Below are 13248 nucleotides of genomic sequence, written 5' to 3' on the forward strand. Positions count from 1 at the left end.
GGGCGCTGTGCCGGTTTTTCGAGCATCGGGGAGTGCCTGCTGCACTGTTTCAATGCACGTCGAGCCGCTTCATCTTCCGGTGCATGGTGGCCCGGCTGATGCCAAGCAGCGTCGCGGCCTGCGAGACGTTGCCATTGGTGCGTGACAAGACGCGGCGCAGCGCTGCGCGTTCCGCCTCCGCAAGATCCGTTCCCCGGTCGTCACGCTCTTCGTTGAGCGCATCGGATGCCGGCAGCCCGGCCGCTATGCGCGCATCGTCGAGCTTCAGCGCAGCCCGGGCCGCCCTGGTCGCCCCGAGCACGAGATCGTCCTTGTCGACGGCAAGGAGTGCCGCGAAAGCATAGGTGCTTGTCGGCACCATAACGAAACGGGCACCGGGAAAGGCGCTGCGGAACAGGTTCGTCTCGATACGCATCGCCGAATCCCGAACCGCGTGCGAAAGTATCGCCAGCCCCACCTCGCTGACGTCTTCGCGGCAGGTGGAGATGTCGAGCGCCGCGGCGAGCTGGCCACGATGGTCGCGGATCGGCGCCGTGGTGCAGCTGAGCCGGATATTGGCCGAGAGAAAATGCTGGTCACGGAAGATTGCGACGGCCCGCTCGTCGGCGATCGCCGTGCCTATGCCGTTGGTGCCGACGCTTGCCTCGGTCCAAACGGATCCGGGCCAGAGCCCGAGCGCGTGAAAATCCTTGTCGTCGCCACCCGCGCCGCGCCGGTCGAGCGCGACACCGTTGCGATCGGTCAACAGCAGGCAGCAGCCAGCCTTTCCCACCGTCAAGAACAGCCGATCGAGTTCGTCGCTGGCGTCAGCGATCAGACGGGTGGACTGCTCGCGCGCGGTCCGAAACTCATACTCGGTCAATTGCAGAGGCGACCTGTTTTCCTCCGGCGCCAGCAGATGCATCATCATGCAGCGGCGCCAGGAGGCGACGATCGGAGAGCTCGCAGCAGCGGATTTGCGCTGTGCGGTCGCATAGACCCGTTCGGCGTGCGCCGTTTCCTCCGACATCGGCTCCTCCACTCTCCCGGCGCCGATAGTGTCGCGGAACGGAGACAGTTGCAATTGCCATCGTCGCCTCGCCGTCCGCACACATTAGCGGCAGCGCAGAAACTGTCTCAAGGTTGCGACATTCCTAGATGGGATGGACGAGGATCGTCAGTCCGCGTCGGCCTTCTTCATCACCTGTCCGTTGACCGTGACCGAGCCGTCGTCGGCAACCGCCACTTCCCAGCGCTGACGGCCGTCAGGATCGGTCTTTGCAAAGCCTTTGGCCATCATCATTCCAAAGGAAACCTGGTTGAGGCTCGCATCAGCCTTGGCCGCATTCTGAACGAACGCGATCGTCTTGTCGTAATCGCGGGCAAGAATCGTCGCCTGCAGCGAATGACGGTCGCTGCGACGGACGTCCGTCGTCAGCTTTCCCATCACATCGAGATCGTAGGCGGCGGACTTTGCGACGAACTTCGGCACCTCGACGACGAGCGTCCCGCCCGGAAAGATCATTCGGCCGATACGCTCGCTCTCCTCCTTGGAGAGCGGCATCTCCTTCGAAAGATCCGCTTCCAGCAGGGCGTCGATCGCATCGGCGAAGTTGAGATCCGGGACTGCAAACTGGACATCCATCACGCTCGGGATGAGCGCCGTGAAGGCCGCCGGCACCACGCCCTCGGTGATGGTCAGCTCCTCGGCATGCATGCCGAAATCGAGGCGCGATGCCTTGGTCAGTCCGGTCATGCCGAAAGAATAGCCAAGCTTCCCAAGATTGGCTTTCAGGCTCTTCTCGCTGTTACCGACGGACACGGTCAGATTGGCAGCCGTCAACTCCTCCTTCAGCGAAGAGAACAGCGGCAAGGCTGCGCGGACCAATCCCTCGAAATGGTCGCTACCCGTCTTCGAAAGCCGCTTTGCCTTGACGTGCTTGACGAGAAACCGAATGAGGTCGCGGACCTCATGAACCGGCACGCCCACCGCATCGGCGGTGAAATCGAGCGAATCCGCCGTCACTTCCGTGTCGGGAGAATTGGCCGTGGAAACCGTTTCCTTGAGAGAGGGTATGTTGCCGGTCGCATGAAAATCGACTCTATGCGGCTGCGTGCTGTCGATCGCCGCCATCTTGTAGGTCATTCCGGCGGCCGTTCCCACGGTCTTTTGCGGCCCGGCGTTCGAGGAGAAGCGGACATCCTTTGCATTCACGTCCGCCGAGCGCAGATAGCTGATCGCCGGGTCGAAGACGCCGCTGTAAAGCAGCGAGGCCAGCGAATAGTCGGCCGTCGCCTCCGGATGATGGCCAAGCTTCGAGCGCATGGAAATATCGAGGCTGGTTTTTCCTTCGATGCTCCAGAGACCGCCTTCGAGCGGCCCGACGAGCATGGTCAGCGGCTTGAAGCCGGTGACGGCAAAATCGGCGGAACTGATCTTGTCGAAGAATTTCGCCAGATCGAAGGTGACTTCGTAGATGTTCGTGGCCGGTTTGACGGTGACGAAACCGCTTTTGACGAGATCGTCGGAGAGCACCTGCCCCAACTGGGCCTTAAGCTCCCGCGCTCCCTGCTCGCTCACTTCGGCGGCCTTAGCGCCACCCGAAAGGCCGAAAGCGACAAGGCCGGCTGCAACAATTACCACTGGACGCATGTTCGTTCTCCCGCGCCCGCTTCCCGAGAAGCCAAGCCTCGCCACAGCCGACGCAAATTTGAAAGAGACGGAGAGCGGATGTCAACCCGGATGGTGGTCACGAAACGGCGACCGGAAGATATCAGGCTGCCGCGGCGCTATCCGGCGATCTCGCCGGCGACAGTTCGGTCCATCCGTTGACGACGTCTTCGATCCCCTCGCGCGGGGTCGGTCGTCCGAAGAGGTACCCCTGCACCTGGTGGCATCCCTCCTTGTGAAGAAAGTCGATATGCTCCTCGCGCTCCACGCCTTCGGCTAGAACCGGAATGTCGAGGCTGGCGGCGAGGATGAGCGTCGAGCGCACGATGGCCGCCGACTGCCTGTTGGTGGTCACGCCTTCGACGAAGGCGCGATCGATCTTGATCTTGTCAAAGGGAAAGCTCTGCAACGTCGACAAAGACGAATAGCCGGTGCCGTAGTCGTCCATCGCCACCCGGACGCCAAGCTTCTTTATCTGGCGAATTGCCTGCAGCGCATGCTGGTGATCGGCAATGATGCTGGTTTCGGTGATTTCAAGCTCAAGCCGGGACGGTGAAAGGCCGGTTTCGTCGAGGATCTCCCGGACAAGCTGCGGCAGGCGGACGTCGGCGAGCTGCTGCGGTGCGACGTTGACGGCGATGTTCAAAGGCTTCGCCCAGCTCGCCGCCTCGACGCAGGCTCTGCGCAAAACCCATTCGCCGAGCTCCAGAATGAAACCGGTTTTTTCGGCGATCGGGATGAACTCCGAGGGCTGGACCATGCCGCGCTGCGGATGACGCCAGCGCAAAAGCGCCTCGAAACCCACGATCTCGCGTGTCCCGGCATCGTTCTGCTGCTGATAGAAGAGTTCGAACTCGCCGTTCTTCACGCCGTCGCGCATCTCGAGCGCCATCAGATTGCGCTCGCGAACGGCCCGATCCATCGAAGGATCATAAAAGCAGATCAGATTGGTCGCCGTGCTCTTGGCGCGATACATGGCGGTGTCGGCCTGGGACAGTAAGTCGTCCAGGTTCGATGCCATATCCGGATACTTGCATATGCCGACGCTCGAACCGACGGACAGGACCTGATCGTGCCATTGGATCGGCTTGCCGATCTCGTCGAGGATGCTCTGTGCCAGATCGCTCGTATCGGCACGCAGAATATGGCTGCCGTGCATCACCGCCACGAACTCGTCGCCCCCGATGCGCGCGACGAACTCGGAAGGCGTCAGCGTGGCGCCCAATCGCTCGGCGACGGCGCGCAGGACCGCATCGCCCGCCGCATGGCCGTGAACGTCGTTGATGTCCTTGAACCGGTCGAGATCGAAACAGAGGACCGCGATCTGCGCCGCAGTGCTCTTGGGGTTGTTCATCAGGGCGCTCAAATGTTCGTTGAGGGCGGCTCTGTTCGGCAAATGGGTCAGGGGATCATGCAGAGAAAGGTGCCGGTAGCGCTCCACGGCTGCCTGCGTCGACTGCATGTCGATGATGTAGGTCGAGGCGCCGAGCATGAGAATGACGGCCATGGCCGCACAGACGATACCCGTCATGATGCCCGTCGAAATCATCTCCTGGGGCGGCGCCACCATGGGATCGACGACGATCGTCAGGCCGGCCATGCCGGTGAAGTGGGCGAGGACGATCGCAAGAACCAGCGCCAGCGACGCGTAGTGTTTGCAATAGCGGGTTGCCGGCCGCACCATGCGGTTGACGGCGACCGCGCCGAAAATCGCCGCCAGAAAGATCGAAGCGACGACATAGGACCGATCCCATTCCAGATGCCCCGCCGCGCGATAGGCCGCGATGCCGACATAGTGCATGACGACGACGCCAAGCCCGACGATTACTCCGCCCGCCTCGACCAGCGCGCTCTTCTGCCCATGGGACGCGATCGCAAATCCGGCCAGCGTCACGAACACGGCAAGCAGCAGCGAAATCAGCGTCAGAACAGGGTCATAACCGTTAACGACGGGGGTCTCATAGCCAAGCATGGCGACGAAATGCGTGGTCCAGATGCTGCTTCCCCCGACAAAGCCCGAAAGAAACAGCCAGTTCAGCTTTTGCAGCCCCTGTGTTCTGCGAACCCGCGAAAACAGCCGCATCGTCAGCATCGCCCCCATGACGCAGATGACGGCGGCAAAGATCAGGTGGAGCAGATCGTGCTGAACGGCGATGCAGGAGACGATGCGAAGCATGGGTGGGGCCAGTTGCGAGAGTGATAGCAACCGCTTTATATTCGGGGGAAAAGTCCGATTTATTAATATATTCGAGATTCGTCATAGATGGTTAAGGCTTCAAACAGCCTTGCGACAACAGCGGGGCGCATTCGGAAATAACCCATGCGGCATGGGATTGTGGCCCGTCCCTCCGGACCTTGCGTTTCCTGACGACATGCACTATAGGGCACGCGTCCGCGTAGACACCCTTGGAGGCAACGCGGATGAGGCTTTACGCCTCGGTTCAATCGGAAAGCGTTAAACCGCAACCGGTCGAACTCTCCAAATAACCTCGAAAGGAATAGCTATGAGCCACGAAAGCTACGAGCTCAAGGCCGAGGCGCGCGAACGGGTTGGTAAGGGGTCCGCCCGTGAACTCCGCCGCAATGGTCTTATCCCGGCTGTCATCTACGGTGACAAGCAGGCCCCCGTTTCTATCGCACTGTCCACCAAGGACGTGACGAAGCGCATTCATGCCGGTGGTTTCCTCACCACGATCGCGACGATCGACGTCGACGGCACGAAGTACCAGGTTCTGCCGAAGGACTACCAGCTGGATCCGGTGCGCGACTTCACTGTCCACGTCGACTTCCTGCGCGTTTCGGGCAACACCAAGGTTACCGTCGAAGTGCCGGTTCACTTCGAGAACAATGAGCAGTCCCCGGGCCTGAAGGCTGGCGGCGTTCTGAACATCGTTCGTCACGAAATCGAAGTTAGCTGCCCGGCCGACGCCATTCCGGAAGCCTTCACGGTTGACCTGAAGGGCTGCAAGATCGGCGACAGCATCCACATTTCGGACATTTCTCTGCCGAAGGGCGTTACCCCGACCATCCACGATCGCGACTTCACCGTCGCAACGATCGTCGCCCCGGGCGGCCGCGCCAAGGAAGAAGGCGCAGGCGAGGAAGCCACCGAGGCTTGATCGCTTTCGAAATTCTTCGAAACAAGGAACCCGCCTCCATTCCGGACGGCGGGTTTTTTCATGCCGTTTTCAAGGGCTGTTCGCGGGCCCCCGCCTCGTCGCCAACGCGTCGCACGGGCCGTTGCAGAAACCGTTAACCCCCTCATTTCAACAACATTTAACATATTGATGAAAGTATATTTTTCAAAGGAATGACGGAGCCCAACAGCGGCGGCGTCGCCGACGCCAGAGATTACGGAAGCAATGAACAAGTCCGTCGAGAATAGATTTTTTGCAATAGTCTGCGGCGCATTGCTTATCTTCGTCGCCCCCCTGTTCCTCCTTTTCCTGTTTCTTTCTTCCGAGCGCGCCGACAAGGAAATAAAGGATCATATTTCCGTCCTGCTGGTCGCCAATGCCCAGGCGCTGGCGAAGCCGCTCTGGGACCTCGACGAAGACAGCGTCACGCAGATCAGCGCCACAACGGTCGCCGAAGGCGCGATCGTAAAGGTCAATGTCCGCGACACCTCCGGCCAGCTCGACGTCACCCAGTCGACGATCCCGAAATCCTATAGCGGCAAGCTCGAAGCGATCTCGCGGCCCATCCTCTACAATTCGGTCGGTGGAACGAAAAACCTCGGCTCCATTACCGTCTTCTATCCGCCGCTCGGCCTGTTCGACGGCTTGAACCATGAAGAGATCGTCTTCGTCTCGATCTTCATCTTCGCGGTTCTGACTGTCTTCGGTACCGCGTTGATCGGCAACCGCATCTTCGTGATCCAGCCGCTGATGCGTCTGACCTATGCGATCGAGGCGACCCGGCAGCTCGGCTCCCGCCACCACGTCGACTGGCAGTCCAACGACGAAATGGGGCGGCTCGCCCGCAGCTTCAACGACATGCAAATCAAGCTCGAGCGCGAGGAGAAGGAACTGAAGCGCGCGCACCGCCGCGCGACGGATACCTATAACCTGACGCCGGCGATGCTCTTCTCGCTCGACAAGGACGATTGCATCGCGGCCGTCAGCGACTACTGGCTCGCCGCGACCGGATACGAACGGTCGCAGGTCGTCGGACGCAAACTTGCAAGTCTTGTCCTGCCGGAATCTCGCGACGACTACGAACAGCGCAAGATCAAGCCCAACGCCATGTCGCCGCGCATCGAGGTGACGGTAAAGTTCCAATGCAGCGACGGCCGGGTGATCGACGTCCTCATTTTGGAATCCACGGCAATTCAGGGCGGCTTGTCGCTCTCGGTCATGACCGACGTCACCGACCTCAAGCATTCCGAGAACCGCAATCTGCGGTTGGCGACCACCGATCACCTCACTGGTCTTCTCAATCGCCAGGGCTTCGAAACCGCCCTCGACGCCAAAATCTGCGAAGTTGATGTCGGACAGGGAGAACTGGCCTGCCTCTTCGTCGATCTCGATCGTTTCAAGTGGATCAACGACAATCTCGGACATGCGGCAGGCGACGAGGCGCTGCGCGAGTTCGTCGCCCGCTTGCAGCGCCGCTTGGGGCCCGCCGACATCGCCGCCCGCCTCGGCGGCGACGAATTCGCGATCCTGCTCGTCTCGGACGATGCGGAAGCGGGTGCTCTCAAGCTTGCCACAGCTATCGCCAAGATCTTCGACAAGCCCTTCGTCGGCGATACGCGGCTCAGTGCCAGCATCGGGATTGCCGTCTATCCGCGCCACGCCTCCAACGCGGCCGAACTGCTGCAGAAATCCGACATGGCGATGTACGCCAAGAAACGCGATGGCAAGAACGGCGCGCAGATCTTCGATATCGCCATGCTCGACGATGCCCGCCGGCGCTCCGAATTCGAAAGCTATATCGAGAACGGCCTTGCCGAGGACTGGTTCGAGGCCCACCTGCAGCCGATCGTAAAGCTGCAGGATCGCGAGATCGCCGGCTTCGAGGCGCTGATGAGGCTGCACCATCCGCACAAGGGCGTGCTGCCGCCGAGCGCCATCATCGACGTCGCCGAGGAGACAGGCTCCATCATCCGCATCGGCAACCGCATCATGGAAAAGGCGATCGGCCATTTGGCAAGCTTGTCGCGGCTGAGTGGCCTGGAAAACACCTACCTCGCGATCAACTTCTCGCCGCTGCAATTCGAGCCGGCGCTCCCCGCTCGCATGGCGGCGCTTCTCGCGCGCCACGACATCCGCCCGGAAAGGATCGTGGTTGAGATCACCGAAGCGGTGCTGATGGACGACAATCCCGAAATACGGGCCGTCATCAACGAACTCTGCCGTTATGGCTGCCGCATCGCGCTCGACGATTTCGGCACCGGCTATTCGTCGCTGAGCTATATCAACCGCTTCCCCGTCGATATCATCAAGATCGACCAGTCGTTTACCCGCGCCATCAACGACAACGCCCAGGATGTCCGCCGAAAGAGCCGCATGCTGGTCGAAGCCATCACCACCTTGTCGCACAAGATGAATTGCACCGTTATTGCGGAGGGGATCGAGGCGGAAGACGAGTGCGCGGCGTTCGTCGCGATGGGCCTGGACTACGGTCAAGGCTACCTCTTCCACCGGCCGCAGCATCCGACCGATCTCCTGCAGAAACTCGCCACGCTGCCGGCGGAAAGCCCGGGCGCGGTCGTCCGAGCCTCATAGCACCCGTCAACAACCTGAGGAGAAGGCACATGCGAAAGCTTCTTTTTCTGATTTTCCTCAGCCTTGCTTCCGCTGCGAGCGCCGCGACCGTCTCGTTCACCACCGAAAGCTACCCGCCCTTCAACTACGAGGACGGTGGCGTGCTCAAAGGCACGGATATCGAGCAGGTGCAGATGATGATGGCGGCAATCGGCACGGACTACACGATTGCCATTCTCCCCTGGGCCCGTGCCTACATGCTGGCACAGACTACGCCGATGACCTGCGTCATCGGCACGGCGCACAACGCCGAGCGCGACAAGCTTTTCAAATGGATCGAGCCGCTGCTGGTCGACCGCAACGTCCTCGTCGCCCGCGAGGGCTCGGGCGTCCATGCAAGCTCGCTGGATCAGGCGAAGTTCTATACAGTTGGCACCTGGCGCGGTGACTACACGCAGGCCGTCCTGCGCGAGAAAGGTTTTCCGAAGGTCGACATCTCCACCGAATTCAAGGCGACGCTCAAGAAGCTCATGAACGATCGAATCGACCTCATGCCAATCTCGGAAATGTCGATCGCCAAGCTCAATCGTGATGGCAACACGCTGAAGACAGCCACCGTGCTTTCCACACAATCCATTGGAATTGCCTGCCAAAAAGACTTCCCCGAAGATCTGTTGAAAAAGATGCAGGCAACGCTGGATCAGCTCATCCGTAACGGAACGCAGAAGGCGATCTTCGAAAAATACGAGATCGAACCGCCGCAATAGGGGCCTCTCTCCCTTTTCCTCCTTGACTTTGCCCTCAATTCGCGGTGGGGAACGGCATCGTCATCTTGAGGAGCGGCGCATGCTTCTTATCGCAGGCCTCGGCAATCCCGGCGCGAAATACCAAGGCAATCGCCACAATATCGGCTTCATGGCGGCGGACGCCATTCATCGCCGGCATAGCTTTGCTCCGTGGTCGAAGAAGTTCCGCTCGGTGATCGCCGAAGGCGAGCTTGGCGGCCAGAAGGTGCTGTTGATCAAGCCGCAGACCTTCATGAACCTCTCCGGCGAAGCGGTCGGCGAGGCGATGCGTTTCTACAAGCTTCAACCCTCCGACCTCGCGGTCATCTACGACGAGCTGGACCTGCCGGCGGGCAAGGCACGGATCAAGGTCGGCGGCGGCAATGGCGGCCACAACGGCATTCGCTCGATCGACGCGCATTGCGACAAGAACTATCGCCGCCTGCGCCTGGGCATCGGGCATCCCGGCGTCAAGGAACTGGTGCACAACTATGTTCTCGGCGATTTCGCGAAAGCCGACCGGAGCTGGCTCGATCCCCTGCTCGACGCGCTTGCCGACAATGCGGACATGCTGGCGCGCGGCGAGGATTCGCAACTGATGAACAAGCTGGCGCTCGCCGTCGGCGGCAAACCGGAGGCGGAAGCGCCGAAGCAGCCCAAGAAACCAACCGCGCAGTCGCACATCCACCAGGCGCGCGGCCATGGGCAGCCGCGACTGCCCGAGACGGGACCGATGGCTGAGATGCTGAAGCGCATGTTCGGCAAGAAGGACGGCTGAGATACGACCGGCCACAAGATCCGCCGGCCGTCGCGCCGCCTATTCCTCCGGCTCAGTCGTGAACATCAGCGGGAAACCCGCCTGCTTGGCCAGATCCGTGGCCTCTTTCGCCCGTGTCTCGGCGATATCCCTGGCGCAAACGACGACGACGCAGGATCCGAGCTTGTGCGCCGTCATCATCACGCGATAACCGGCTTCCTCGCTCATTCTGAAGACCGCTTTCAGGACGAGGATGACGAATTCGCGCGGCGTATAATCATCGTTGAGCAAGATGACCTTGTGAAGCTTCGGCCAATCGAGCTTCGGCTTGGTCGCGGTTTTCGGTTTTAGAGCTGTATCGCTACCACTCATCGGTTTGCCGCCCGTTGATGACGTGAGGTGCCGGCATTGCGGCGCGTAATTATATTGTGCCGCCGCGCGGCACTTCAATGCCCTATCCGGCCGATAGGAGCAGGCAATCCTGTCCCGCCTTTTCGAGAAGTGCTGCCGCCTTGCGGTCGAAAGTCGCAATGGTTGCGCTGCCGAGCCGCCTGCCCTCATAGGCGATGACCCCATCGGCAAAATCGCCGCCGGCGTCCATGAACAGAAGCCCGTTCGTCACAGCGGCGCTATCCAGCGTCACACTCTGCGCAAGCGTCAGATAGGTGATCGCCTGCCGCAGCTCGGCTGCATTGAACTTGTAAAGACGCCGAAGCACCCATAGCAATTCGCATAGGGTCTGATTGCCGACGACGATGTCGTGCTCCCGCAAGAAAGCTTCCGCCTTCGGACTTTCCTGCGGATGGTCGCGTGTAAACATGCGGACGAGGATGTTCGTATCGACGACGACCTTCACTTGATCTCGCCCGCCCATCCGGCTTCGATTGCCTGATTGATCTCTTCAATCGTGTAGGCTCTGTCGGCTTTGTAAGCGAAACTGCCGAAGAAATTCTCAATCGGCCGCTTGAGTTCGACGGCGTGAATCTTCCCGCCTCCCTTAGGCAGGAGGTCGACTTCTATCTCATCCCCGGGCCGAACGCCCAAATGGTCGAGGACCTCACGCTTCAAGGTTACCTGGCCCTTCGCAGTAATTTTCAACCGTACCATGATCGTTGCTCCCTGCATTGAAAGTAAGGCAATGTCGCCTTACTTTCAATGCCTGCCGGCAGCGCTTTCAAATCGAATCTCCTTGACCAGCCACTGCCCTTCCCCCATAGGCAATGACAAAATTTCTCCAGGACTACGGACACCAGCCATGGGCTTCAAATGCGGTATCGTCGGACTCCCGAATGTGGGCAAGTCCACCCTCTTTAACGCGCTGACCAAGACGGCGGCGGCGCAAGCGGCCAACTATCCTTTCTGCACGATCGAGCCGAACACCGGCGAAGTCGCTGTGCCCGATCCGCGCATGAAGGCGCTTTCGGACATCGCCAAGTCGAAGGAAATCATCCCGACGCGTATCTCCTTCGTCGACATCGCCGGCCTCGTGCGCGGCGCCTCGAAGGGTGAAGGCCTCGGCAACCAGTTCCTCGCCAACATCCGCGAAGTCGACGCCATCGTGCATGTGTTGCGCTGCTTCGAAGACAGCGACATCACCCATGTCGAAGGTCGTATCAACCCGGTCGCCGACGCCGAAACGATCGAGACCGAGCTGATGCTCGCCGATCTCGAAAGCCTCGAGCGCCGCACCGAGCAGACCCGCAAGCGAGCGGTCGGCAAGGACAAGGATTCCATGGCGATGCTACCGCTCATGGAAGCCTCGCTGAAGCTTCTGAACGAAGGCAAGCCGGTTCGCACGATGCTCTCCAAGCTCGACCCGGAAGAGACCCGCGTCCTCAAGACCCTCAACCTTTTGACGTCGCATCCCGTGCTCTACGTCTGCAACGTCGCCGAAGCCGAAGCTGCGACCGGCAACGAGCACACGACGGCGGTCGAGGCGATGGCCAGGGAACAGGGTGCCGAGACTGTGGTCATTTCGGCCGCGATCGAATCCGAAGTCGCGCAGCTGCCCGAGGACGAAGCCAAGGAATTCCTTGCCGCGCTTGGTCTCGACGAAGCCGGCCTCGACCGGCTGATCCGCGCCGGCTACAAGCTCCTGCACCTCATCACCTATTTCACCGTCGGCCCGAAGGAAACCCGCGCCTGGACGATCGAGCGCGGCACCAAGGCTCCGGCCGCCGCCGGCGTCATCCACTCGGATTTCGAACGCGGCTTCATCCGCGCCAACACCATCGCCTACGACGACTACATCGCCTTCAACGGCGAGACGGGCGCCAAGGACGCTGGCAAGGCCCGCGACGAAGGCAAGGAATACGTCGTCCAGGACGGCGACGTCATCCATTTCCGCTTCAACACTTGAAGTCCAACGGTGCAAGCGAGCGGAGAAGCGCCGGCAATGATCGACGGCAAGCTGTTTTTCGAAGACTTTGAAGTTGGCCGGCAATTCCCGCTCGGTCCGAGGCCGGTGACGGCCGAAGAGATCGTCGAGTTCGCCACCGAGTTCGATCCTCAGCCCATGCATGTCGACCAGAGGGCCGGCGAAGCGAGCATTCTCGGCGGGCTTGCCGCTTCCGGCTGGCACACCTCGGCGATGTTCATGCGGATGATGATCGACAGCTTTCTGTTGAACTCGCATTCGCAAGGTGCGCCGGGCATCGATTTTCTGGAATGGAAGAAGGCGGTGCTTGCCGGCGACACGCTTTCCGGCCGCTCGACCGTTGTCGAGGCAAGGGCACTGCGCTCGCGTCCGGGCATCGGCATCGTCAAAATGCGCCACGAAGTGGTGAACCAGCGCGACGAACTCGTCTGCCTTGGCGAAAACTCGGTCATGTTCCGCATGCGGGAGACGCTGGAGATGCCGGCATGACGCTGGAAGACCTTTATCCGGCCGGAGAGAAGATCGAGCTCGGCAGCCGCACGTTCACGGCGGAAGACATCATCCGTTTCGCATCGCTCTACGACCCGCAACCGTTTCATGTTGATCCCGAAGCGGCAAAGCATTCGCTCTTCGGTGGGCTCTGCGCCTCGGGCTGGCACACCTGCGCCGCCTGGATGCGTTGCTTCGTCGACCACTACAGCGGCGAAGTCGCGCGTCTGACCAGCGAGGGGATCGCACCGCCGAAGGTCGGTCCCTCCCCGGGTTTTCGCAATCTGCAATGGCTGCGGCCGGTCTTTGCCGGCGACACGATCCGCTTCTTCGCGACGCTGACAGGCAGCCGCACACTTGCCACGCGCCCAGGCTGGCGGCTCGTCAGCATGGTGAACGAGGGCGTCAACCAGCACGATGAGACCGTCATGCGCTTCGACGGCAGCGTTCTCGAATTCGAATAGGCTGCCCATGGCAGTCAG

At 60.8% G+C, this 13248-nt stretch carries 13 protein-coding genes; 7 read left to right on the forward strand and 6 right to left on the reverse strand.

Features of this window, described 5'->3' with window-relative positions:
• Nucleotides 1-49: 49 nt before the first annotated feature.
• The 3 genes from AB4048_RS09145 to AB4048_RS09155 form a co-directional block, all read right to left on the reverse strand.
• Complete coding sequence (locus tag AB4048_RS09145; protein WP_442201622.1) at nt 50-1009, reverse strand: helix-turn-helix domain-containing protein; 960 nt, start codon at nt 1007-1009, stop codon at nt 50-52.
• Nucleotides 1010-1156: 147 nt separating this feature from the next.
• Nucleotides 1157-2632 carry a hypothetical protein gene (locus tag AB4048_RS09150; protein ID WP_442201623.1) on the reverse strand — a complete coding sequence of 492 codons (1476 nt, stop codon included), beginning with the start codon at nt 2630-2632 and terminating at the stop codon, nt 1157-1159.
• A 121-nt stretch (nt 2633-2753) separates the two neighbouring features.
• The gene (locus AB4048_RS09155; RefSeq protein WP_442201624.1) at nt 2754-4826 is read right to left on the reverse strand and encodes a putative bifunctional diguanylate cyclase/phosphodiesterase; all 2073 of its coding nucleotides are present in this window, start codon (nt 4824-4826) and stop codon (nt 2754-2756) included.
• Between the two features lie 328 nt (nt 4827-5154).
• Here AB4048_RS09155 and AB4048_RS09160 point away from each other — a divergent pair, with 328 nt between their 5' ends.
• The 4 genes from AB4048_RS09160 to pth all read left to right on the forward strand — a co-directional run bounded on the left by AB4048_RS09160 (nt 5155) and on the right by pth (nt 9921).
• Nucleotides 5155-5769 (forward strand): 50S ribosomal protein L25/general stress protein Ctc, encoded by a 615-nt coding sequence (locus tag AB4048_RS09160; RefSeq protein WP_442201625.1) that lies wholly within the window; start codon nt 5155-5157, stop codon nt 5767-5769.
• Nucleotides 5770-6012: 243 nt separating this feature from the next.
• The gene (locus AB4048_RS09165) at nt 6013-8379 is read left to right on the forward strand and encodes a putative bifunctional diguanylate cyclase/phosphodiesterase (protein WP_442201626.1); all 2367 of its coding nucleotides are present in this window, start codon (nt 6013-6015) and stop codon (nt 8377-8379) included.
• A 29-nt stretch (nt 8380-8408) separates the two neighbouring features.
• A complete protein-coding gene (locus tag AB4048_RS09170; protein WP_442201627.1) occupies nt 8409-9125 on the forward strand; it encodes a substrate-binding periplasmic protein in 717 nt (238 codons plus the stop codon).
• A gap of 79 nt (nt 9126-9204) precedes the next feature.
• Entirely contained in the window at nt 9205-9921 is a 717-nt protein-coding gene (pth, locus tag AB4048_RS09175) for an aminoacyl-tRNA hydrolase (RefSeq protein ID WP_442201628.1), read from the forward strand.
• Nucleotides 9922-9960: 39 nt separating this feature from the next.
• Here the strand turns inward: pth and clpS are convergent, their stop codons facing one another.
• The 3 genes from clpS to AB4048_RS09190 form a co-directional block, all read right to left on the reverse strand.
• Nucleotides 9961-10272 (reverse strand): ATP-dependent Clp protease adapter ClpS, encoded by a 312-nt coding sequence (clpS, locus tag AB4048_RS09180; protein ID WP_442201629.1) that lies wholly within the window; start codon nt 10270-10272, stop codon nt 9961-9963.
• 82 nt (nt 10273-10354) lie between these two features.
• Nucleotides 10355-10756 carry a type II toxin-antitoxin system VapC family toxin gene (locus AB4048_RS09185; protein ID WP_442201630.1) on the reverse strand — a complete coding sequence of 134 codons (402 nt, stop codon included), beginning with the start codon at nt 10754-10756 and terminating at the stop codon, nt 10355-10357.
• Nucleotides 10753-11007: an AbrB/MazE/SpoVT family DNA-binding domain-containing protein gene (locus tag AB4048_RS09190; RefSeq protein ID WP_442201631.1), complete on the reverse strand. Its 255-nt coding sequence runs from the start codon at nt 11005-11007 to the stop codon at nt 10753-10755. The genes AB4048_RS09185 and AB4048_RS09190 overlap by 4 nt, the downstream gene beginning before the upstream one ends.
• Before the next feature lie 148 nt (nt 11008-11155).
• On the opposite strand from AB4048_RS09190, the gene ychF reads away from it, so the two are divergent.
• The 3 genes from ychF to AB4048_RS09205 are packed head-to-tail and all read left to right on the forward strand — an operon-like array spanning nt 11156 to nt 13230.
• Nucleotides 11156-12259 (forward strand): redox-regulated ATPase YchF, encoded by a 1104-nt coding sequence (gene ychF / locus AB4048_RS09195; RefSeq protein ID WP_442201632.1) that lies wholly within the window; start codon nt 11156-11158, stop codon nt 12257-12259.
• Between the two features lie 36 nt (nt 12260-12295).
• Nucleotides 12296-12766 carry a MaoC family dehydratase gene (locus AB4048_RS09200; protein WP_442201633.1) on the forward strand — a complete coding sequence of 157 codons (471 nt, stop codon included), beginning with the start codon at nt 12296-12298 and terminating at the stop codon, nt 12764-12766.
• Nucleotides 12763-13230 (forward strand): MaoC family dehydratase, encoded by a 468-nt coding sequence (locus tag AB4048_RS09205; protein ID WP_442201634.1) that lies wholly within the window; start codon nt 12763-12765, stop codon nt 13228-13230. The genes AB4048_RS09200 and AB4048_RS09205 overlap by 4 nt, the downstream gene beginning before the upstream one ends.
• Nucleotides 13231-13248 lie beyond the last annotated feature (18 nt).

The organism is Rhizobium sp. RAF56 (assembly GCF_052113965.1).
GTDB lineage: Bacteria > Pseudomonadota > Alphaproteobacteria > Rhizobiales > Rhizobiaceae > Rhizobium.

Bases quoted from the DNA above. Each gene is read 5' to 3' on its own strand.
- AB4048_RS09155 (WP_442201624.1), bottom strand. From the start codon at position 4,826: ATGCTTCGCATCGTCTCCTGCATCGCCGTTCAGCACGATCTGCTCCAC.
- AB4048_RS09165 (WP_442201626.1), top strand. From the start codon at position 6,013: ATGAACAAGTCCGTCGAGAATAGATTTTTTGCAATAGTCTGCGGCGCA.
- AB4048_RS09150 (WP_442201623.1), bottom strand. From the start codon at position 2,632: ATGCGTCCAGTGGTAATTGTTGCAGCCGGCCTTGTCGCTTTCGGCCTT.
- ychF (WP_442201632.1), top strand. From the start codon at position 11,156: ATGGGCTTCAAATGCGGTATCGTCGGACTCCCGAATGTGGGCAAGTCC.
- AB4048_RS09190 (WP_442201631.1), bottom strand. From the start codon at position 11,007: ATGGTACGGTTGAAAATTACTGCGAAGGGCCAGGTAACCTTGAAGCGT.
- AB4048_RS09200 (WP_442201633.1), top strand. From the start codon at position 12,296: ATGATCGACGGCAAGCTGTTTTTCGAAGACTTTGAAGTTGGCCGGCAA.
- clpS (WP_442201629.1), bottom strand. From the start codon at position 10,272: ATGAGTGGTAGCGATACAGCTCTAAAACCGAAAACCGCGACCAAGCCG.
- AB4048_RS09145 (WP_442201622.1), bottom strand. From the start codon at position 1,009: ATGTCGGAGGAAACGGCGCACGCCGAACGGGTCTATGCGACCGCACAG.
- AB4048_RS09205 (WP_442201634.1), top strand. From the start codon at position 12,763: ATGACGCTGGAAGACCTTTATCCGGCCGGAGAGAAGATCGAGCTCGGC.
- pth (WP_442201628.1), top strand. From the start codon at position 9,205: ATGCTTCTTATCGCAGGCCTCGGCAATCCCGGCGCGAAATACCAAGGC.
- AB4048_RS09160 (WP_442201625.1), top strand. From the start codon at position 5,155: ATGAGCCACGAAAGCTACGAGCTCAAGGCCGAGGCGCGCGAACGGGTT.
- AB4048_RS09170 (WP_442201627.1), top strand. From the start codon at position 8,409: ATGCGAAAGCTTCTTTTTCTGATTTTCCTCAGCCTTGCTTCCGCTGCG.